Origin of the sequence: Xanthomonas sp. fls2-241-TYG-148 (assembly GCF_030208815.1) — a bacterium.
GTDB classification, from domain to species: domain Bacteria; phylum Pseudomonadota; class Gammaproteobacteria; order Xanthomonadales; family Xanthomonadaceae; genus Xanthomonas; species Xanthomonas campestris.
In genome coordinates this window covers 37,091-59,824 of record NZ_JARVTE010000016.1, presented here as the reverse complement: position 1 = coordinate 59,824, position 22,734 = coordinate 37,091, and the positions used below count along the sequence as shown (strand labels likewise).

Below are 22,734 nucleotides of genomic sequence, written 5' to 3'. Positions count from 1 at the left end.
CGTAGGAGCGCCCTCGGGCGCGATGAGGCATTGCCGATAACGCCCATCGCGCCCGAGGGCGCTCCTACCGGTTTCCGTGCGGCTGCAGACAAGCAGGCGCGGCCGCAGATAGCATTAAATCGCCGCGTGAAACAGCCGATATCCACGACAACGCTCCCGCGTCTTTGTGGACATCCTTCATGTATCTCGTCAGTTCGTTGCGCCGGCATGTTGCCAATCTCCCACTCACCCGCAAGTTCGTCCTGTTGTGCACGCTGCTCGCCGTCGGCGTGATCCTGCTGGCGGTTGCCGCCGCGCGCCTGCAATACCTGGATCTGGTCGAAGCACGCAAGCTCAGCGTCAAGACCGAAGTGGAAATGGGCCTGACGGTGATGCAGCACTACGCCGACAAGGTGAAGGCCGGCGAGCTGAGCAAGCAACAGGCCATGGAAGCGGCGCGTACCACGCTGGCGGATATGCGCACCAATGACGGCGTGGATTACTTCTTCATCGTCGACCCGCAGATGCGCATCCTGATGCATCCCAAGCGGCCGGTCGGCACGGACATGTCCGATTACAAGAGTGACGCGGGGCAGTACGTTTACCGCGACATCAAGACCGCCATCGATAGCGGCGATGGCTTCAGCTACTACGATGCGCCCAAGCCCGGCAAGAAAGAGCAGTTGCCCAAGATCAGTTATGCCAAGGTGTTTCCGGCCTGGAACTGGGTGCTGGTGATGGGCGTGTACGCCGAAGACATCCAGGTACAGGCGTGGGGATTCACCCGCACGCTGACGCTGATCGGCGGCGCGCTGGTAGCGATGGTGATCGGCCTGTGCTGGTTGATTGCCTCGACCATGGCTGCACCGCTGCGTGCGGCGACGCGCACCGCCGAGGCGATTGCTTCGGGCCGGTTCGACAACGACATCCGCGTCGAGTCGCGCGATGAAACCGGCCAGCTGATGCACAGCATGGCGCAGATGCAAACCCAGCTGCAGCGCTTCAACGGCGAGATGCAGACCATGATCCGCCTGCAGCAGGGCGAAAACATCGCGCACCGCATCCCGGAGGATTTCCCCGGCGATTACGGCAGCCTAGCGCATGGCGTGAACACAGTGGTGTTTGAGCACCTGGACGCCATCAACGAAGCGATGGATGTGATGAGCGACTATGGCCGCGGCGATCTGCGCCGCGACATGCGCCGCCTGCCCGGCCAGCGCGCAGCACTGCATGAGGCGCTGGACACGGTGAAGACCAATCTGTCGGCGATCAATGGCGACATCGCACGGCTCGCCGATGCCGCCGCGCGCGGTGATTTCTCCGCACGTGGCGACCAGGCGCGCTATCAGTTCGCGTTCGCCGAAATGGTGCAGGCGCTCAACCGTTTGATGCAGCAGGCCGACGCCGGCCTGGACGATGTTGGCCGCATCATGGCCGCGATCGCCGACGGCGATTTGTCGCAGCGGGTGGAATCGCATTACGAAGGTGCGTTCGGGCGCCTGGCCAATGCGGCCAACCGCACCGCGATCCAGCTCACTACTATCGTGCAAGGCATCCAGCAGTCGGCCGAGATGATCAACACCGCGGCCGGCGAGATCGCCAGCGGCAATTCCGACCTGTCCACGCGCACCGAGCATCAGGCCGCCAACCTCGAAGAAACCGCTGCGTCCATGGAGGAACTCACCTCCACCGTGCGCCAGAACGCCGACAACGCGCGCCAGGCCAATCAACTGGTCAAGGGCACCGGTGACGTAGCCGAAAGCGGCGGCCGCGTGGTGCAGGAAGTGGTCAGCACCATGCTGGCAATCACGCAATCGTCCGCGCGCATTTCCGACATCATCGGGGTGATCGACGGCATCGCTTTCCAGACCAATATCCTTGCGTTGAACGCCGCGGTGGAAGCCGCACGTGCCGGCGAACAGGGCCGCGGGTTTGCGGTGGTGGCCAGCGAAGTACGTGCGTTGGCGCAGCGTTCGGCTGGCGCGGCAAAGGAAATCAAGCAGCTGATTTCCGACTCGGTGGAAAAGATCGAGCAAGGCTCGGGCCTGGTGAAACAGGCCGGCAGCACCATGACCGAGGTGGTGAGTTCGGTGAAGCGGGTGACCGACATCATGGCCGAGATCACCGCCGCCAGTACCGAACAGAGCGCTGGCATCGAGCAGGTCAGCACCACGGTGATGCAGCTGGACGAAATGACCCAGCAAAACGCAGCGCTGGTAGAAGAAGCCACCGCCGCAGCGCGCAGCCTGGAAGATCAGGCCGCCGAGCTGACGCGTGCGGTGTCGGTGTTCCGCTTGGTGCCGGCGCAGGCCGAGCAGCGGCAGCGGCACGTACAGGCCGCCTGACGTTCTGATGAGGCAGGCACTGCACACCGCGGATGTTGGTGTGCAGTGCGCTAGCAGGCGCTTAGTGAGCTTCCGGGGCCGAGGCGATAGCAGACTTGTATGAAGTGCCAGAGTTTCGGCGGCGCTTGCGTTTTAGCGTTGGTGTCTGGTGCTTGGTGTTTGGTGTTTGGTGTTTGGTGTTTGGTGTTTGGTGTTTGGTGTTTGGTGTTTGCAATGTCAGACCAAATTCGCCGGCTGCATCTGCTATCTACGAAGCATTGACAATCCATACCTGGTGCGGAGGCCGTACCATCAACGCGCTTGGCAACACTCTTCTGCCATCTTCTCCAGGCGAGATGGACGCAGCTGTTCGGTTGCGTTGAAGTAACGGCCAACCGCCGCGCCTCGCATGCACTTACGTGTTTGATTACTGCTTTTTGCAATGCAGCCGTTCTATGCGAATGCGACCTGCCGTTCGATTGATCTGGCGCCCGCACCCTCATCCGCCCTGCGGGCACCTTCTCCCGACGGGAGAAGGAAGTGGTTGATCGGCTTGCTTCTAAGTGGCTGCTGGCGACTGCGTTTCGCCATGTAGTGACGCAAGTGATAGCTGCTTTGTAGTGCCGCGGCTCATGCGTGCAACGCATTGACCGGCTGGCAGCGCATCAATGATTTGATTGATCCAGCGCGGCATCTTCATCCGCTCTGCGGGTCCTTCTCCCGATGAGAGAAGAAGACACGGCATGCAGACATCGTCGGTACAACCGCACACAGAAGCTCAGCGCGCCGCGTCACGCCCAGTGGGTGTATCTCCATCGCCGCAGCGCGCACGCTTGGCGGCATACATCGCTTCGTCGGCGGCGTGCATCAGGCTGGCGGTGTCGGCGGTGGTGCCGCGTTGCCAGGCCACGCCGATGCTGGGCTGGATCGGCAGCCATTGCTCGCCGAAGGTGGTGCCAGCAGCCACGGCGTTGCGGATACGCTCGGCCACGGCGGCGCATTCGCGCTCCGGGGCGTGCAGGTCGTCCAGCAGCACCACGAATTCGTCGCCAGCCAGGCGTGCCACCAGATAGCGCGTACCCACTGCCTGCTGCAGGCAGCGGCCGAAGGCCACCAGCACGGCGTCGCCGGCGCGATGGCCGTGCACGTCGTTGATCCGCTTGAAGCCATCCAGGTCCAGGAACATCACCGCCACCGCGGTGTGCTGCTGCTGTGCATGCGTCACCGCGGTGTGCAGTGCCTCCGACCAGGCGTGCCGATTGGGCAGGCCGGTGAGCGCGTCGCGGGTGGCGCGTTCGTGCATCAAGCGGTGCAGGGTCTTGTGCGCGGTGACATCCTGCGCCATCAGGAAAAACCCTTGCACCTGCGCCTGCGTGCCCTTGGTTGCCGGCACCAGGGTGATCTCCACATCACGTGCGCTCGCACCGGCCTGCAGCACGTAATCGAAGGTGGCGCGCTCGCCGCGGGCGGCCGCAGCGAGCGCGGCGTACACCGGCTCGCCCAGGTCGTCGCCCAACAGGCGGGTGATGTGGCAGCCGACCAGACTGGCCGGATCCACGCCCAGCCAGCTGCGGTGTGCCTCGTTGGCGAACAGGCAGCGCTGCGCGGCGTCGAACTGGCTGACCAGCGTGGGCGTGGCGTCGCTGATCGCCCGCAGCCGCGCTTCGCTTTCGGCAAGCCGTTCGGCGGCGACATGCTGTTCGGTGACGTCCAGCACCTGCGAGACGAAATGCACCGGCGCGCCGTCGCTGTCGCGCACCAGCGACACCGACAGCAGCGTCCATAGCACCGCGCCCTGCCGGCTGACATAGCGCTTGGACAAGGTGTAGCTGTTGCGCTTGCCGTCCAGCAGCTCACCGAGCAAGGCCAGATCCACATCCAGATCGTCCGGGTGGGTGACGTCCTGGAAGGTCATGCCCAGCAGTTGCGTGCGTGAGTAGCCCAACAGGGTGCAGAGCGCAGAGTTGATCTCACTCCAGCGGCCTTCCAGCGAGACGATGGCCATACCCTGCGGCGCGGTGTCGAAGGCGCCACTGAAGCGCTTGGCGGCCAGCTGTGCGGCGGCCTGCGCCTGCAGTTCGGCGGTGACGTCGATGGCCATCGCCAGGTAGCCGGTCAGGCCCTGCTGCGCGTCCTGGATCACGTTGAAACTCAAGCGCACGCGGCGGTGGCTGCCGTCCTTGCGCACCAGCGTCCACACTTCCTGCTCCAGCAGGTCACCAGCTGCGGCGGCAGCCAATGCCACATACGAAGGTGCGGGCACGGCCAGCGTGGCGCGGTGGCGTGCGAGTTCTTCGGGCAGATGGAATTGTGTCGGGCACTGCCCCATGACCTCGGCGGCGCTGTAGCCCAGCAAGCGTTCGGCCCCCGGGTTGAAGACCTCGATGTGCCCGCGCGGGTCGAACACGATGATGGCCACATCGCGCGAGGCGTCCACCAGGGCCTGCAGGCGCGCGCGCTCGGCCGCCAGCGCGGCGGAGGCATCCTTGAGCTGGGTGATGTCGTGCATCACGCACACCGCGCCCAGGGCCACGCCCTGGTCGCCATCGATGGGGTCGGCGTTGCACAGCACGCTGCGTGACGGCTGGCCGGTGGCACGGATCACCAGCTCGGCGTTGCGCACATGCTCGCCGCGCCAGGCGCGTACCAGCGGGATCGCGTCGGTCGGCAGCACGGTGCTGCCATCGGCGGCGTAGAGATCGAAGTGCTGTGCCCATTGCGCCGGTGGCAGCACGCGCGGGTCGGTGCCGTGCCATTGCCGCGCGGCATGATTGAATTCGCGCAGCAGGCCGTCGGTGCCGCAGGCCACCACGCCATCGGGCATGGCTTCCAGCAACAGGCTCAAGGTCTGCCGCTGCGCCTGCGCATCCAGGCGGTCGCGGCGCGCCTCCAGCTGATTGACGGCCTGACGCGCCAGCCGGATCAAGGCCTGTTTCTGGTTCTCGTCGAGCACACGCGGCCTGGTGCTGAGCATGCACAAGGTGCCGTAGGCATAGCCCTCGCGGCCGATCAGCGGCACGCCCACATAGGAGCGGATGCCCGGCGCGGCGGTCACCAACGGGTTGTGCGTGAACCGTGGGTCGGCGATGGCATCGGGCACTTCCAGCAGGTCAGTGCCCATCACCGTGTACGAGCAGAACGACACGCTGCGCGGCGTGCCCTCCAGATCGGTGCCGCAGCGCGCCTTGAACCACTGGCGGTCGGCATCGAGCAGGGAAATCAGCGCCATCGGCGAACCGCTGATATGCGCGGCCAGCCAGGCGAGGTCGTCGAATTCGGCTTCGGCCGCGGTGTCCAGCACCCCTAACCGGCGCACCGCGTCCACGCGCAAGGCGTCGTTGGCGGGGATCGGGACGGGCGGCGACAGGGCGGTCATGAAGGAATCGGCTGACAGGTCGGATGACGGTAGGTCGCCCCAGGTAACGGCAAGGCGACGGGCAACTTGAGCGGGCGCGGCCGGTGCTCGGAATCGGCATGTACCTCCGTACACTCCGGTTACTCCGCGCCGTCCGCACCCACCTGACGACTGCTCGCTACGTTTTGTTAGCCGCTCTAAGTCCCGTGGCCATTGCCGCTGTGCCCACGTGGCCGGCATGGTCCCGATGGCACGCCCATCTGCTCGCTGCGGTGCCGAAGGTTTGCCAGGCATCCGGCCAGCCCGCCCTACCCTGACCACCGGCATTTGCGACGCCGCCAAGCAGCCACTACCCTCGGCCGATTGTCCTGCCCCTGGAGTGTCACATGCTGCGTCCGTTGTCCTTGTTGATCGCCGGCGTGCTCGGCGTTGCTGCCGGTACCGTTCCGCCCGCCGCACAGGCCGCCCCGGCCAGCCTGTCCAAGACTGCGAACAGCAGCGCCATTCCCGACATCGCCTACACCCGCTTCACCCTGCCCAACGGCCTGACCGTGGTGGTGCATGAAGACCACAAGGCGCCGGTGGTGGCAGTGAGCATCTGGTACCACATCGGTTCCGGCGATGAGCCGGCCGGCAAGACCGGCTTCGCGCATCTGTTCGAGCACCTCATGTTCTCCGGCTCGGAAAACAACAAGGGCAGCTTCTTCGCGCCGCTGGAAAAGGTCGGCACCACTGACATGAACGGCACCACCTGGTTCGACCGCACCAATTACTTCGAAACCGTGCCGACCACCGCACTGGATACCGCACTGTGGCTGGAATCGGACCGCATGGGTCACCTGCTCGGCGCCATCGGCCAGGAAGAACTCGATACCCAGCGTGGCGTGGTGCAGAACGAAAAGCGCCAGGGCGAAAACCGCCCCTATGGCCGCGTGGACCAGAACATCCTGTCCAACCTGTTCCCGGCCAACCATCCGTACCAGCACGACACCATCGGCTCGATGGAAGACCTGGACGCCGCCTCACTTGCGGATGTCAAACAGTGGTTCAACGACAACTACGGCGCGGCCAACACCACCCTGGTGCTGGCCGGCGACATCACCGTGGCGCAGGCCCGCGCCAAGGCCGAGCAGTATTTTGGCGACATCCCGTCCGGCAAGCCGGTGGCGCGTCAGCAGCCGTGGGTGACCCCGCTGGCCGCACAGAAGCGCGGCGTGCAGCACGACCATGTGTCGCAGCCGCGCATCTACCGCACCTGGGCCGCGCCGCAGCTGGGCACCGACGACATGATCCAGCTGGATCTGGCCACCACCGTGCTGGGCGGCGGCAAGACCTCGCGGCTGTACCAGCGCCTGGTCTATCAGGACCAGTTGGTGGATGACGTCTCCGCGGCGATCCAGCCGTTCGCGCTGGCCAGCCAGATGCAGATCCAGGCCGACGTGAAAGATGGTGTGGACCCGGCCAAGGTCGAGGCCATCATCGATGAAGAGCTGAAGAAGTTCCTCGCCGAAGGCCCCACTGCCGACGAACTGCAACGCGCCCAGGTGGCCTACCGCGCCGGCTTCGTGCGCGGGCTGGAGAAGGTGGGCGGCTTTGGTGGCAAGGCGGTGATCCTGGCCGAGGGCCAGGTCTATCGTGGCGACCCGGGTGCCTACAAGCAGGACCTGCAGCGCGGCCAGGCCGCCACCATCGGCAGCGTCAAGCAGGCCGCATCGACCTGGTTCGGCAAGGGCGACTACCTGCTCACCGTATTGCCGGCCGGCAAGGACTTCGACCCCGCCGCCGAAGACAAGGCAGTGGTCGCGCGCGGCACCGAGCCGGGCAAGCCCGCGCCCAAGCTGCCGGCGGCGGCCAAGTACAAGGTCACCGCCAGCAAGCTCGATCGCAGCAAGGGCGTGCCCGACACCGCCAGCTTCCCGGACCTGAGCTTCCCGCAGCTACAGCGCGGCAAGCTGAAGAACGGCGTGGAAGTGATCCTGGCCGAACGCCACACCATCCCGGTCACCCAGGTGGAGCTGTTGTTCGACGCCGGCTACGCCGCCGACCAGGGCAAGAAGCTTGGCACCGCCAGCTTCAGCGCCGCACTGATGAACGAGAGCACCGCGTCGCTGGATTCGGTGGAAGTGGCGCAGCGCCGCCAGCGCCTGGGCGCCATCACCGAGGTGGGCTGCGATCTGGACAGCTGCAGCGCCTCGCTGAATGCCCTCAACGACCAGCTGCAGCCGTCGCTGCAATTGTTCTCCGACATCGTGCGCAACCCGGCCTTCAAGGCGGCGGACATCGAGCGCATCCGTGGCCAGTGGCTGGCCGGGATCGCGCAAGAAAAGACCCAGCCCAACAGCCTGGGCCTGCGGGCGCTGCCGCCGCTCATGTACGGCGACAAGCATCCGTACGGTATACCGCTCACCGGTAGCGGCACCGAGGCGGCAATCAAGAGCCTCAATGCCAAGGACCTGCAGGCCTTCCACAGCCAGTGGCTGCGTCCGGACAACCTGCGCATCCTGGTAGCCGGCGATACCACGCTGGCGCAGATCATCCCGCAGCTGGATGCCGCCTTCGGCGACTGGAAGGCCCCGGCCGCACCGTTGCCGAAGAAGAACCTGGTCAACGTGGCCGCGCAGCCCAAGCCGCGCGTCTACCTGATCAACCGCCCGGACGCACCGCAATCGGTGATTCTGGCCGGCCTGCTGGCACCGTCGACCAAGGCGCCGGACAACCTGGCAATCACGGTGGCCAATGGCGCCTTCGGCGGCACCTTCACCTCGCGCTTGAACATGAACCTGCGTGAGAACAAGCGCTGGGCCTACGGTGCACGCACCCAACTGGTGGATGCGCAGGGCCAGCGGCCGTACATGTTTGCCGCGCCGGTGCAGACCGACAAGACCGCCGAATCCGCCAATGAAATCTTCAAGGAAGCCACGGCCATCATCGGCGACAAGCCGCTGACCACAGAGGAGATCGAGAAGATCAAGAACCAGCGCATCCGCGCCCTGCCCGGCAGCTTCGAAACCGCTGGTGCGGTGCTCGGTGCGATTGAGGGCATCGTGCAGTTCGACCGCCCGGACAACTACGTGCAAACGCTCAAGCCGCGCCTGGAAGCAATCGATCAGCCGGCCGCGCAAGCCGCCATCAAGGACATCATCGCGCCCAATGCGATGACCTGGGTGATCGTGGGCGACCTGAAGAAGATCGAAGCCCCGGTGCGCGCGCTCAAGCTGGGCGAGGTGCAGGTGCTGGACACCGACGGCAAGCCGGTCAAGCGCTGAGCGCGCTGATCGGCAAGGCCGTGCAGCCCTCACAGGCAGGCGCGGCCGATCCGTGGAAACCGATGGCACAACGTGAGCGGCGGTTTCTGCGAGCCGTCCGCACGCGTCCAGACGGTGGCCTGCAGGATCTCGGCAGCCGTGCGAACGCCGAGCCTTGCAGCCACATGGCAACGCGCACTGCAGCGCGCGTTACCGTTAGTGCATGATCGCGTTCACTGCCTGCGTGCGCGCGGGTGATATCCACGCCACGTTATCGGCCTGCCCGCTAGCGTGGCGTCCTTCCTTTTGCTGACATGGCGCATTCAATGAAAGACATGCCGATGGCAGACGAAGCGTCGCGCCAACAGGTGTTGGATGGCTATCGCATCGTCGACAGCCTGCCCGAAGACACCTACCAGGACATCGTGCAGGTGGCCGCCTCGCTGTGCGAGACGCCGATTGCCCTGATGTCGCTGGTAGACCGCGACCGCCAGTGGTTCAAGGCCCGCTTAGGCCTGGACCTGCAACAGACCGACCGCAGCCAGGCGGTGTGCGACCACGCGATCCGCAGCCCGGACCACTTGATGGAAGTGCCGGACCTGAGCAAGGACCCGCGCTTCACCGATATTTCGGTGGTCACCGGCGAGGTGGGCGCGCGTTTTTACGCGGGCATGCCACTGGTGACTTCCGACGGCGTGGCGCTGGGCACGGTCTGTGTGCTGGACACCGAACCGCGCGCCCTCAACGAGGCCCAGCGCACCGGGCTGCAAGCGCTGGCCCGTGTCGCCATGCGCCTGCTGGACGAACGCCAGCGCGAACTGCAGCGCGAACGTGACGCCATCCTGCAGCCGGCCGCTCCTGCGGCGGCGGCAGGCACCGCGACCATTACCGATGCCGACACCGGCTATCACCTGGTGATTCTGGAAGTGCAGGAACTGGCCGCCCTGGCCCAGCAGCAAAGCGAGCGCCTGCTCGGACGTGCCTTGCAGCAGCTCGACCAGACCATGGCCAGCTTTCTGCAGGCCAGCGGCGACAGCGTGGACCGCGTCACCGAAAGCGCCGAGTTCATCGCGGTGCTGCGCGGCAACGATGCCGAACGCAAGTTGCAGGGGCTGCGCGAGATCGCCGAGCAGCAGCGCGCGCACGGCCTGACCGTGCTGGTGGGCGAGGCCTACGCCGGGCGCGCCGACGAGCCGATTGGCCAGGTCTTCCTGCGCGCCGAAGTGGCGCTGAGCGCGGAGAAGGATCGCTACCGGCAGGGATTGGTGCAGTAGCGCCAGAGGACCGCAGGCACACATCCGCGGCGTTGTGGATGTGTGCGGTGGTAGTGGTGGTGGCGGTGGCGGTGGCCAGTGAGGATGCTGGTGGTTTTCTCCAGCCCGACGTAACGCTGCATCGGTTTGAACAACACTGCTCGCGTAAGCGCTGACGCATCCGCATTTACAGACCGCTGCAGACCTGGAACTACGTCGTCTCAGGTGTCGCGAACTTTAAAAAAATTGGACGCCCCCTGCGCACGTCCTTGCCCGGCACTCACACCAGACAGCAACCGCACCTTTAACGGCGCAAGCGCAGTTGCATTGATGCGCTGATGCAGCGATCACCCTGCACCGCCACGCCGTCGTCCATCCGACTGGATCTACGTCGTCTCAGGTACCGCTTAGCCTTCAGAAAAAATGGACGTCCCTTGCGCACGTCCTTGCTCGCATCCACGGCAAGCAGCAACCGCACTTTCAACGGCCCGCGCGCAGTTACATTGATGCGCCGATGCAGCGATCACCCTGCACCGCCACGCCGTCGTCCAGCCGAACTGCGCACACTTAAGCGCCCGCAAGCAGCTGAGATGCGCTGCTGCGTTGCACGTATCGATGACCAAGGACCTTCGCAGCGCCGGCAAAGTACGTCCCTGGCGGTGGCAGTGGCGGTGGAAGGTGTAAGACGCTACGCCTGCGTAATCCACGCGCGGCATCGGCGCCCCCATTCGCAACAACGACGCGCATCGAAACAAGCGCACCACACAAAACCGCGACCGCCAGCGCACTCAACGCAATGCCCGCGACTGGTCACGCGAACCATAGCCTTCGCAACGAACCCTATGCGATGTGCACGCGGATCAGCCAGCGGCGCACTGCTTGAGTTGGCGATCCGCGTACCACAGCGCGCGGCGCGCCAGGTCGTAGGCGCTGTCGGCCTGCCGCGGCAGCAACTGCGCGGCCAGGACCGGATCGGCGCCGTTGTTCAAGGCATGCTCGGCGCGCTCCAGGTCGGCCAGGTGGCCGCGGACCGTGCTGAGCAACGGCGTGCGCGTGGCTGCTTCGCAACGCGCGCTGCGTTGCTCCAGCGCCGCCAATGCATCGCGGATGCGCCGGCTGGCCTCGCCCTTGAGATCGGGCAGGCTCTCATGCGCGATCGGCGCGGCCTTGTAGGCATCGCCGGTGGCAGCGCTGCCCATCTCGGCCTGGTTGCCGGCCAGCGCCGGGTTGAAGCGCACCTCCGCCGGCGGCCGCGCCTTGGCCACCTGCGTCTGCGGCCCGTTGATCTTGTCGTTGAGCTTCTTCATGCCGCGATTGAGTCCCTGCATCGCCACATCGCCCAGCGTGCCATCGCTCTTCCAGTCCTTGGCAAAGCGCGTTTCCTGGTACTGCACCGGGTTGACCCGCTCCATCACGCTGCGCGTTTTGGCTGCCACGCGGGCGTCGTCCATGCCCGGCGGCACCGCACCGGCCTGCGCCAGCGGATCGATCTGCGCGCCAGGCGGCATGCGCAGGCGCCCTTCGCGGGTGTACAGCTGGGCGGACATCGACGCCTCGGCGGGTGCGGTCGCGGTGGATGCGGCCACCTGCCGGGGCGGCGGCGGCGTGCGTGTGGGCGGCGGGGCGGCGCGGGCCGCGGCCGTGGCGGCACGTGGGCGTTGCGCACGCTGTTGCGGTGTGGGCGGCTGCACAGCCTGCGGCAGGGTCGGCAGCGCACGTGGCACGAAGTACACCTGCAAGCTGTCGTCGTGTCGCACGCTGTCGCGCGGCGGCGGCATGTACAGCAACAGACAGGCAAGAAAGAACAGGATCGCGCCCGTGCATGCGGCAGCGGCAACATGCGGGATAAGCGATTCCTGCTTGCGAGTCATCACAATGCGGCAGACCAAAAGGGGGTGATAAGCGGGCGTCGACGCCTCGGGGCACCGCGCAACGCGCAAATCTAGCGGGCCACGCGCACCGGCGCGTTTGGAATTCGTTGTCTGCCGGCATCGGGCCAGCCGCCATTCACGTTGCGACGGCGGTCACGCTTCCTTCAGCCGGTAGCGGCGCTGGCACACCTCGCAGAAGAACGCCCGCCGGCCGGCCTTGCCCAGGTGCTTGCGGTATTGCAGCGGCGCGCCATCGCGCGGGCAAGTGGTTTTGGTGTGCACCTGGTAGTGCTTCTTCAGCACGAAGGCCTTTTTCCAGGTGTAGAAATCAAAACTGTAGTCGCGCGCCTGCGTGACCAGTTCGCCCAGCTTGCGCGCCGGCAAGGCGCCGACCTGGCTTTCCGGATGCACGCGGATGCGGTGCAGCACTTCGTTCTTGATGATGTTGCCCACGCCGGAAAAAATGCTCTGGTCCAGCAGCGCATCGGCGGCCAGCAGATGCGGAGCAGCACGCAACTTGCGCCGTGCCTGCGCGGCATCCCACAGCGGATTCATGACATCCGCACTCCAGTCGTACACCTCATCCAGCGGGCGTTCGATGAACTGCACCGAGCAGGCGTAGAAATTGAGTGTCTCGCCCTTGGAAAATTCCAGGCTCAGCCGCGGCACGGCGTTGGGTTTGTCTTCGTTGATGCGGTAACTGCCGAACAACAGGAAGTGGATGCGCACGCTGAACTGCGCGCATTCGATCAGCAGATGCTTGCCCCAGCTGCGCAGCGCCAGCACTTTTTGCTGTTGCAGGCGGGCGATGTCCTGCTTGCTGTTGCCCTGCACGCGCAGGATCTTGCGCCCGACAAACGCCGCGGCTTCTTCGCGCAGGATGACAAGGGACGGACCTTCAGGCATGCCATCAGTATCGAAGCGCGGCGTGAGTCGGCCGTGAGCGCAGTGCAGACATCGTGCAGACGCGCCTGCCTGCATACAGTGCGGCGTGTCCACGTCCGCACCGCCCCCGCAGCCCGCTGCCACCGCCCTGCCACGGGTGTATTGCGGCTGCGCGGGCTGGTCGATTCCCGCAGCCGAGCGCGCACAGTTCGGCGCTGGCAGCAGCGTGCTACATCGCTATGCCACACGCCTGGATGCGGTGGAGATCAACTCCTCGTTCTATCGCCCGCATCGTGCGTCCACTTACGCGCGTTGGGCCGACAGCGTGCCGGCGCACTTCCGTTTCTCGGTCAAGCTGCCGCGCAGCATCAGCCACGATGCGCGGCTGCACCAGGCCGGTCCATTGCTGGACGCGTTCCTGGCGCAGGCGGGCGCGCTGGGCGAGCGCCTGGGCTGCCTGCTGCTGCAGTTGCCGCCCAGCGCGGTGTTCGATGCACGCGTGGCGGCCAGCTTCTTTGCCGTCCTGCGCCGACGCTGGGCCGGCGCAGTGGTATGCGAGCCGCGCCATCCCAGCTGGTTCACCGCCCAGGCGCAGTCGCTGCTGCACCGCCACCGCATCGCGCGGTGTGCGGCCGACCCGGCACCGGTGCCTGCCGCCGCGCTGCCCGACGCGCCAGGGATGCCCGGCGCGCCGGCATATTGGCGCTGGCACGGCACCCCCAAGGTCTATTACAGCGGATACGACACCGCGGCCTTACAGCGCCTGGCGGCCGTGGTCCGCAGAGGCATGGCCGGGCATGCGGCGAGCGAGCAGTGGGTGATCTTCGACAACACCGCTGCCGGGCTGGCCGTGCCCAATGCCTTGCAGCTGCAACAGCTGCTGGGAATCGACCGCTAGCGCGCGGTGGCGCGCATCTTGCAGCAGCCCTGACGTGTGACACGCACCGCCGTGTGCTCAAGCTGCGCTGGCACGGGCCGATAGGCCTGAATCGGCAGTGTGGCCTTGCACCACGCGGCATTGCGCGAGATCACGTTGCTGAACCCCGTTTGCCGCGTGCGGCGTGCCGGTCCCCCGACACAGCGCCTGCGGCTCCACCCGCCACTTCGGTCGTTTACCATGCCGCACGCCCCCGCCCGTTCTGGAGATGCCATGAGCGCTGCTGCGCCCCCGTGCTGCACCTCGTTGCTTGGTCTGTCGCTGAGCATGTTCGTTGCGCCCTGCGCCCTGGCGGCCACGCCGCTGGAAGGTGCGGTGGTCAGCGCGCCCGCGCCCACGCCGCCCACGCCCGACCTGGCGTATCCGGAGCTGTTCCAGGCCGTGCAGCGCGGCGAGCTGTTCGACGACCAGAAGCACTTCGTCGACTTTCTGCCGCTGCGCGACCCGGCCCTGATCAACGCCGATTATCTGGCGCAGCACGAGCATGCCGGCTTTGACCTGCGCAAGTTCGTGGATGCCAACTTCGAGGAATCGCCGCCGGTACAGACCGATGCGATCCGCCAGGACACCGCGCTGCGCGAGCACATCGACGCGCTGTGGCCCAAGCTGGTGCGCAGCCAGACCAACGTGCCCGCACACAGCAGCCTGCTGGCGTTGCCGCACCCGTATGTGGTGCCGGGCGGACGCTTCCGCGAGGTGTATTACTGGGATTCGTACTTCACCATGCTGGGGCTGGTGAAAAGTGGCGAAACCACCCTGAGCCGGCAGATGCTGGACAACTTCGCCTACCTGATCGACACCTACGGGCACATCCCCAACGGCAACCGCACCTACTACCTGAGCCGCTCGCAGCCGCCGTTCTTCTCCTACATGGTGGAACTGCAGGCCGGCGTGGAAGGCGAGACGGTGTACCAGCGCTACCTGCCGCAGCTGCAGAAGGAATACGCGTACTGGATGCAGGGCGGCGACGATCTGCAACCCGGCCAGGCCGCACGCCATGTGGTGAGCCTGGCCGATGGCAGCGTGCTCAATCGCTATTGGGACGAGCGCGATACCCCGCGCCCGGAAGCCTGGCTGCACGACACCCGCACCGCTGCCGAGGCACATGACCGCCCGGCCGCCGATGTCTACCGCGATCTGCGCGCCGGTGCCGAAAGTGGCTGGGACTACACCAGCCGCTGGCTGGCCGACGGCAAGACGCTGAGCACCATCCGCACCACCGCGATCGTGCCGATCGATCTCAACAGCCTGCTGTATCACCTGGAACGCACCCTGGCGCAGGCCTGCGCGCACACCGGCACCGCCTGCAGCCAGGACTACGCTGCGCTCGCGCAGCAGCGCAAGCAGGCCATCGACGCGCACCTGTGGAATGCGGCCGGCTACTACGCCGACTACGACTGGCAGACCCGCACACTGAGCAACCAGGTCACCGCGGCAGCGCTGTACCCGCTGTTCGCAGGCCTGGCCTCGGACGATCACGCCAAGCGCACCGCCACCAGCGTGCGCGCCCGCCTGCTGCGCCCCGGCGGCCTGGCCACCACCGCGTTGAAGACCGGCCAGCAGTGGGACGAACCCAACGGCTGGGCGCCGTTGCAATGGGTGGCCGTGGATGGCCTGCGTCGCTACGGCGAAGACGGCCTGGCCCGCACCATTGGCGAGCGCTTCCTCACCCAGGTGCAGGCGCTGTTCGCGCGCGAGCACAAGCTGGTCGAAAAATACGGCCTGGACGCCGATGCGGCCGGCGGTGGCGGTGGCGAATACGCCCTGCAGGACGGCTTTGGCTGGACCAATGGCGTCACGTTGATGCTGTTGAACCTGTACCCCTCACAGGGCGCCATCCAGGCGCCGGCCAAGACCAAGCGCAAGCCCGAGCCCGCCGCGCCCTGAGCGTGGCGGTGGTTGGCGCATGCCACGCCATCAGCGCCGGCAGCATTGCGGCCTGATCGACGACGGCTGGTGGTAGGAGCGCGCTTGCGCGCGATGGCGCTTTACCGAGAGCGTTGCATCGCGCGCAAGCGCGCTCTCCTACGACGCAGCTCGTGGCCTTCGTCACGCATCGCAACTGGCCACCGGCCAGCACATGCGGCGTATGCGACAACGGCGCAGCTGTGAAGGGAACTGCACCTCAGGCAATCGGCCACGCGCACGGAAGCCTGCGGGCAGCGCATGCATCGCCTTGCCTGCCTCCAGGTACGCGGGCGGCGAGTATCATGCGCACTCTTTACACTTCCAGGACGGACCCATGGCCGTACGCACGCTCAATGAATTTCTCGCCCATTCCAAGGAAAAGGACGTCAGCCCCGATCCGTTCGAACTGGAAAACCCGCATCTGCTCGAGGTGCGCCTGGACGGCATGGTGTGGTCCAAGGCCGGCGCCATGGTCGCGCGCACCGGCAACGTCAAGTTCACCCGCGAGGGCCTGCTGGAACAAGGCCTGGGCAACCTGCTGAAAAAGGCAGTCAGCGGTGAAGGCATGCAGCTGATGAAGGCCGAAGGCCAGGGCCGCGTGTATCTGGCCGACCTCGGCAAGCTGGTGACGCTGCTGCGCTTGAACGGCGAGGCGATCTTCGTCAATGGCAACGACGTGCTGGCGTTCGAGTCGGGCGTCGAGCACAAGATCACGATGATGCGCAAAGTGGCAGGCATGCTCTCCGGCGGCCTGTTCAACGTGCGCCTGAGCGGCCACGGCATCGTGGCCATCACCTCGCATTACGAACCACTGACCCTGCCGGTCACCGCCGCCAGCGGCCCGGTGTTCACCGACCCGAACGCCACGGTGGCCTGGTCCGGCACGCTGACCCCGGAGCTGGTGACCGATGTCTCGATCGGCACGCTGTTCGGCCGCGGCTCGGGCGAGAGCTTGCAGATGCGCTTCGCCGGCGAAGGCTGGGTGGTGGTGCAGCCGTACGAAGAAGCCAGCTTCCAGGCCAAGGGCTGATGCCCGTTGCCCAGCTGCGTATTGCGTGGCTGGGCAACACACCTCCATGTCGGCCACGTTATCGCCAGCCGTAATCGGCGGCGATGCACGTTGCTTCGACAACGCCGTGTCGAGTGCAACGGTTCTGGCGCCACACGCGTGAGCGACGACAATGACGACGAAAGCCGAATTCAAAAAGCAGCTTCAGCATCGGATCGACGCCGCACTTGGTGAGCTGGGATACAGCTACAACAGGAGTCGGGCCGCGTTCGTCAAACAGACCGCCGCCTGCGAGGCCAGAATCGGTTACGACATCACCGCCGCCGGCTATCCAAAGAATATCGTCTCGGTCGATGTGTTGGTCTTTGTCGACCTGCCCGAGGTCAATCGCATTGGCGAGACGCTTTTCGCTCCTCCAGCGGTCAACCCGGCCACGCTCTGGGGAAACCTACGTCTGTTCACGCCAGCCAATAGCGCGAGGGACACCAGCTACTATTTCGACGTATCGGGCAATGGGGATCAGCACGTCAAAGCTCTTGTAGAGGACCTGGGCATCTTCGATGCATTCGCATCGAAGATTTTCGACCTCAGCGCACTGTCGAACACCCACCTTTCAAAACTGCCGCGCATCTATCGAAACTTTGCGGGAGGGCTGACTCATGACTACAAGTACGGCCTGCCGCAATTGATTTCCATCCTGCATGCATTGAACGATGAGTTTGCGCAGGCGCGCGCCTGCGCCGATCATGCAGCGCATCTCACCCTTGCCGAAAAATTGGCATTGCATGCATTTATCGATGCAAGAAACGCGCAACCAACCGGCACTACTGGTTAGCGCTAGCTGGTCGATTACCAGCTGCCAGCCAGCACCAACGCGTTGTGAAAACGGGCAACGCGCAACCCTGGGCGGCGCCTCACACCCAGCCGCGCTTGCGGAACCAGGCCAGCGGCACCACCACGCTCAGCGCGATGACGCCCAACGCCCAGTAGTACGCGTCGTGCCATTTGAGCTCGGGCATGTGCGCGAAATTCATGCCCCAGATGCCGACCAGCACCGTGGGCGGAATGCCAACCACCGACGCCACCGCCATCACCTTCATGACGTTGTTCTGCTCCATGTTGATCATGCCGAGCACACTGTCGAGCAGGAACTCGATGCGGTCGTCCATGTGCTGCTGGAATTCGCTCAAGGTGGTCAGGTCCTTGTGCAGTAGCCCGATGCGCCTGGGCGCATCGTCGCCAAACCACTCGGGGGCGGCGCCATCCAGATACGTCACCAGCCGCAGCAGCCCCTGGCCTGCATTGTGCAGCCCACCCAGGCGGCGCCCCATGTCGCCCACTTGGTGCAGCATGCGTTCCAGCGCGCCGGTCTTGGTCTTGGTGGAGGTGTCGAACACCGCGCGGGTGGTCTCGGTGATCTCTGCTTCCAGCGCTTCCAGACGGTCGGCCAGGTGGCCGACCAGTTGATCGAAGATGCGCAGCAGCAGGTCGTCGCCGCCCCGGCAGGGCGCGTGCGCCAGCCGCGCGGCCACTGCATCCAGCGAGCCCATCGGCTGCTCGCGTTGGGTGACCAGCATGTGGGGGGAGACCGCAAAGCCCAGCGGCGCGGTCGGGCCATCGTCGTCCTGGAAGCGCGGCACGTTGAGGAACAGCACATCGCCTTCGTGCCGCACCCGGCTACTGAATTCGATCTCGCCGATCGCCGCGCGGTCGGGCAGCGCAAAGCCCACCCGCTTGGCCGCCTCGGCCAACTCCTGCGCGCTGGGCTGGCACAGGTCCACCCACCATCCCTGCGTGTGATCGGCGGCGGAGGTGGAGTGGATGGTGATCATGCGGCGGGCCATGGCGGAAGACTGCTGGCGAGCATCCGGTGCCGCCTCACCCGCGTCAACGCCGGCGGCTGTCCGCACTCAGCTGGCGGTCGTGTTTGCCGCATGTGCCCGCGACGCCCGCATGCGGCGGCGGCGCACACTCAGCGGGCTGTGGGCAACTGGTTTCGCTTCACCCAATAGGCGATCGCCAGCACCAGAAACCACAGCGGGCTCACCAGCAGTGCATGCAGTGTGTCGGGCTGCAAGGTCAGCAACACGATGATGAAGGCGAAGAACGCCAGGCACACGTAGCACATCAACACGCCACCGGGCATCTTGAACACCGAGGTTGCATGCTGCTCCGGGCGTTTGCGCCGGTACGCGATGTAGGCGCACAGGATCAACGACCACACGAACATGAAGAGCACGGCCGACAACGTGGTGACCAGCGTGAATGCGGTGACCAGATCGGGAATCAGATAGACCAGCATCGCGCCCAGCAGCAGGCAGATGCACGAGAACAGCAGGCCGCGCGCCGGCACCGCCGCCCGCGTCAGCTTGGCAAAACCCCTGGGCGCGTTGCGTTCTTCGGCCAGGCCGTAGAGCATGCGGCTGGTCGAAAAGATGCCGCTATTGGCCGAGGAAGTGGCCGAGGTGAGCACCACGAAATTGATCAGGCTGGCTGCCGCCGGGACACCGGCGAGCACGAACAACTCCACGAACGGGCTCTTGTCGGCCACCACCTGCCGCCACGGCGTCACCGCCATGATCGCGATCAGCGCCAGCACGTAGAAGATGAGGATACGCACCGGGATCGAGTTGATCGCCTTGGGCAGATTACGCTGCGGGTCGGCAGTTTCCGCAGCGGTGGTGCCCACCAGTTCGATGCCAACGAAGGCGAATACCGCGATCTGAAACCCTGCAAAGAATCCGCCGATTCCCATCGGGAACATGCCGCCGTCGTTCCACAGATTGCTCAGCGATGCCACGTGGCCGGAGGGCGACCGGAAGCCCCACATCACCAGGCCCGCACCGGTGATGATCAACGCGCAGATGGCGATGATCTTGATCAGCGCAAACCAGAATTCCATCTCGCCGAACAACTTCACCGTGACCAGGTTCAACGCCAGCAGTAGCAGCACGCACAGCACCGCCGGCACCCATGGCGCCAGTTCGGGAAACCAGAACTGGGCGTACGCTGCAATCGCGATGACATCGGCAATGGCGGTGATGATCCAGCAGAACCAGTACGTCCAGCCGCAGAAGAACCCCGCCCAGGACCCGAGCAGATCGGTGGAGAAGTCGATGAACGACTTGTAGTCCAGGTTGGACAACAGCAGCTCGCCCATGGCGCGCATCACGAAGAACAGCATCACGCCGATGATCAGGTACACGAACAGGATCGACGGCCCGGCCAGGCTGATCGTTCTGCCGGAACCCATGAACAGGCCGGTGCCGATCGCACCGCCGATCGCGATCAGTTGCAGGTGGCGGTTGGACAGACTGCGTTGCAGATGATCGGGCGCGGACGGGGCGGACATGGGCACGGCACCAACGGTGAGCAAGCCGACAAAAATACGAGATCGCGCCGGCGCGCACCAGCGATATGCGCAGCTGCGTCGTGTGGCGCGAGGGACGCAACGCAGCATTCGCTAATGCTTGGTGCGTGCGTTTCCTATGCCATGGCTAGTGGCGCTGTGGTTTTGCGGCGTGGCTCCGTTGGTGGCAATGACCGAGAGTGGATGACGCGAGGTGAGTGAGTGCTAGCCGGCGTTGCGGCGTGCAAGGGCGTTACTCAAGATGCCCCGGGTGAGGGCTCGCGGCTGAATGACACGCTGTTTGCTTGCTTCGCAATGCGGCGCCGACCGATGGACCTGCATCATTATCGCTCTGAGCTTCGACACGACCATGGCGCGACGACATAACTTGCACCTGCAACTTTCTGCCCCACCTTGCGTGTCAGTCCGGATCGGCAGCGCACAGTCGCGGCCCGTACGGGGCGAGCAGCATGACGCGCAGCTGTCGTTGCACACGATGCCTTGCGCAGATGCTGGTATCGATTCGATGCTCGCCATGTCGATGCACCGGCGACGATCACTGAAACCTGCAACCAGGAGAGCGACGACACCACCGCAGACGAAAGGCGATGCGCGTCGCAGGCCGTTGTTTCATTCGGCACACCGCGCATGCTCCTGCCCGCTTCCTTGACTGCGCGCACGGACCGCCGAGGCGATAGCTGGTCTCCTGCGCGGGCCCAATCCTCAGGAGAGTTCCATGAATCCACGTGCTCAGTGGCTGGTCGCATGCGTAGCACTGGCCCCGGTCGTTGCCTGCGCCATCCAGGTCGACGCTCACGGACAGCTGCGCGACAACAGCGGCCACGCAGTGCAGCTACGCGGCGTGACCTGGCCTGGCTTTGATGGCGCATCGCATGTGGCGCGTGGCTTGCAGGACACCACGCTGCAGCAGGCACTTGATCAGATGCAGGCCGCGCAAATCAATGCGCTCCGCATCCCGGTCTGCCCCGCATCGCTGCAGGCCCAGCCACTGGCCGCGCGTGATGTGGCCGGCGAGCCGACATTGCGCGGTGCCACCGCGCTGCAGGCGCTGGACGCGGTGGTCCGTGCAAGCACGCAGCGTGGCATGCAGGTGATGTTGGCGTTCGCCAATGGCGGATGCGATGACCAGGCACCGCAGCTGGGTGCAGACACGGCAACCTGGACACGCGGCCTGAGCATGCTCGCACAGCGCTACCGCGCCAACACCGGCGTGATCGGCGTCGACCTGGGTAGTAGCGGGTACCGCAACGCCACGTGGGCAGGCAATCCACCTGCAAGTGACTGGAACCGCGTTGCCACACGCGCGGCGGCAGCGGTGCTGCAACACGCGCCGCGCTGGGTCATCGGCGTGGAAGGTGTTGGCAGCAACGCGGTGTGCAGTGACACCGCGCGCAAGGCGCCTGGCAGCAACCTGCAACCGCTGGCTTGCGTGCCGCCGCGCATTGCGGCTGCCAACCTGGTGTTGATGCCCAAACTGGCCGGGCCCGACCGCGATGCGGCCGAGGCGTTCGCAGCACGCGATTTCCCCGATGCACTAGCCGCCACATGGCAGCGCGATTTCGGCACGCTGGTTGCCACGCATGCCGTGCTGCCGGTCAGCACGGGCGGCGGGCTGGGCGATGGCGACCCGCGCGACCCTGCCTGGCAACAGGCGCTGAGCACTTATCTGGATACCACCGGCCTGCGCAGCGCGTTTCTCGGCAGTTGGGAGATCGGCGATGCGAACAACGGCGGCCTGCTCGCCCGCGATGGCACGCCGCGCGCCGACAAACTGCAGGTGCTGCACCGTGCGTGGGGCGTGTCGACGGCCCTGCCCGCAACCGCGTCCGCCAAGCGCGCGAGCGCAGCCGATGCGAGTAAGGCGACCGGCTGGGACAGCACCTTCAGCGGTACGGCGACCTACACCGGCTCGGGCTATTCGGGCGGCGCATTGCTGCTCGATCCCATCCCCAGCACCGCCTTCATCACCGCACTCAACCCGGTGCAACTGAACTTCGGTGGCGTCAAGGCTGCCCTGGCCGGCGCGTACCTGCAGGTGACCGGCCCCAAGGGCACCACCACGGTCTACGTGACCGACCTGTATCCGGAAGGCGCATCCGGCGGCCTGGATCTATCGCACAACGCGTTCGCGGCGATCGGCGACATGGTGCAGGGGCGCATCCCGATCAGCTGGAAAGTGGTGCGCGCGCCGGTCACCGGCAACCTGCAATACCGCATCAAGGAAGGCAGCTCACGCTGGTGGGCGGCGATCCAGGTGCGCAACCACGCCTATCCGGTGGTGAAGCTGGAAGTGAAGCAAGGCAGCTCCTGGAAGAACCTGCAGAAGATGGACTACAACCACTTCCTGGGCGAGCAGCTGGGCGACCAACCGCTAACCCTGCGCATCACCGACATTCGCGGCAAGGTCCTCACCGATACCTTGCCACGCCTACCGGAGGACGGCAGCAAGCCGGCGTATTTCGAACCGGGGCATGTGCAGTTTCCGTAGCGCGGACAGGTGGTTGGCCTGCACTGATGGTTGGATTGTTAACGGTCGTTGGCTTTTTTAGTCGTTGGCTTTTTTAGTCGTTGGCTTTTTTAGAGCAACGAGCGCCGTTT

Annotated in this window: 12 protein-coding genes, 1 other RNA gene and 1 pseudogene; 9 read left to right on the top strand and 5 right to left on the bottom strand. The window is 65.6% G+C overall.

Translation table 11 applies throughout. The features are described from left to right. The first annotated feature begins 197 nt into the window (after positions 1-197). Positions 198-2,324, top strand: coding sequence for a methyl-accepting chemotaxis protein (locus QRM60_RS16155; protein WP_193553086.1), 2,127 nt, complete (start codon positions 198-200; stop codon positions 2,322-2,324). A gap of 757 nt (positions 2,325-3,081) precedes the next feature. On the opposite strand, the pseudogene QRM60_RS16150 reads toward QRM60_RS16155, so the two are convergent. Continuing rightward, a pseudogene (locus QRM60_RS16150) lies at positions 3,082-5,744 on the bottom strand (PAS domain S-box protein). Positions 5,745-5,777: 33 nt separating this feature from the next. Between QRM60_RS16150 and QRM60_RS16145 the strand changes: the two are divergent. From QRM60_RS16145 to QRM60_RS16135, 3 genes are all read left to right on the top strand, one after another. After that, positions 5,778-5,852, top strand: a non-coding RNA gene (locus tag QRM60_RS16145) — sX9 sRNA. 192 nt (positions 5,853-6,044) lie between these two features. Continuing rightward, on the top strand, positions 6,045-8,924 hold the full coding sequence (locus QRM60_RS16140) for a pitrilysin family protein (protein ID WP_285446606.1): 2,880 nt from the start codon (positions 6,045-6,047) through the stop codon (positions 8,922-8,924). Positions 8,925-9,229: 305 nt separating this feature from the next. Beyond that, positions 9,230-10,177 (top strand): GAF domain-containing protein, encoded by a 948-nt coding sequence (locus tag QRM60_RS16135; RefSeq protein ID WP_285446605.1) that lies wholly within the window; start codon positions 9,230-9,232, stop codon positions 10,175-10,177. An 839-nt stretch (positions 10,178-11,016) separates the two neighbouring features. Here QRM60_RS16135 and QRM60_RS16130 read toward each other — a convergent pair. Next, the gene (locus QRM60_RS16130; RefSeq protein WP_285446604.1) at positions 11,017-12,030 is read right to left on the bottom strand and encodes a hypothetical protein; all 1,014 of its coding nucleotides are present in this window, start codon (positions 12,028-12,030) and stop codon (positions 11,017-11,019) included. A 150-nt stretch (positions 12,031-12,180) separates the two neighbouring features. Further along, a complete protein-coding gene (locus tag QRM60_RS16125; protein WP_115529785.1) occupies positions 12,181-12,933 on the bottom strand; it encodes a DNA-formamidopyrimidine glycosylase family protein in 753 nt (250 codons plus the stop codon). Between the two features lie 85 nt (positions 12,934-13,018). Here QRM60_RS16125 and QRM60_RS16120 point away from each other — a divergent pair, with 85 nt between their 5' ends. From QRM60_RS16120 to QRM60_RS16105, 4 genes are all read left to right on the top strand, one after another. Further along, on the top strand, positions 13,019-13,810 hold the full coding sequence (locus QRM60_RS16120) for a DUF72 domain-containing protein (protein WP_115529784.1): 792 nt from the start codon (positions 13,019-13,021) through the stop codon (positions 13,808-13,810). 252 nt (positions 13,811-14,062) lie between these two features. Further along, the gene (gene treA, locus QRM60_RS16115) at positions 14,063-15,736 is read left to right on the top strand and encodes an alpha,alpha-trehalase TreA (RefSeq protein ID WP_285446603.1); all 1,674 of its coding nucleotides are present in this window, start codon (positions 14,063-14,065) and stop codon (positions 15,734-15,736) included. A gap of 355 nt (positions 15,737-16,091) precedes the next feature. Next, positions 16,092-16,787, top strand: a complete 696-nt coding sequence (locus QRM60_RS16110) for an AIM24 family protein (RefSeq protein WP_012437307.1) — start codon at positions 16,092-16,094, stop codon at positions 16,785-16,787. A 151-nt stretch (positions 16,788-16,938) separates the two neighbouring features. Further along, a complete protein-coding gene (locus tag QRM60_RS16105) occupies positions 16,939-17,601 on the top strand; it encodes a hypothetical protein (RefSeq protein WP_042597161.1) in 663 nt (220 codons plus the stop codon). A gap of 79 nt (positions 17,602-17,680) precedes the next feature. Here the strand turns inward: QRM60_RS16105 and QRM60_RS16100 are convergent, their stop codons facing one another. Together QRM60_RS16100 and cycA are read right to left on the bottom strand one after the other, a co-directional pair. Further along, the gene (locus tag QRM60_RS16100; protein WP_042597432.1) at positions 17,681-18,598 is read right to left on the bottom strand and encodes a CorA family divalent cation transporter; all 918 of its coding nucleotides are present in this window, start codon (positions 18,596-18,598) and stop codon (positions 17,681-17,683) included. A gap of 140 nt (positions 18,599-18,738) precedes the next feature. After that, positions 18,739-20,118, bottom strand: a complete 1,380-nt coding sequence (gene cycA, locus QRM60_RS16095; RefSeq protein WP_042597162.1) for a D-serine/D-alanine/glycine transporter — start codon at positions 20,116-20,118, stop codon at positions 18,739-18,741. A 733-nt stretch (positions 20,119-20,851) separates the two neighbouring features. On the opposite strand from cycA, the gene QRM60_RS16090 reads away from it, so the two are divergent. Continuing rightward, a complete protein-coding gene (locus QRM60_RS16090; RefSeq protein ID WP_285446602.1) occupies positions 20,852-22,624 on the top strand; it encodes an expansin EXLX1 family cellulose-binding protein in 1,773 nt (590 codons plus the stop codon). The last annotated feature ends 110 nt before the right edge of the window (positions 22,625-22,734 follow it).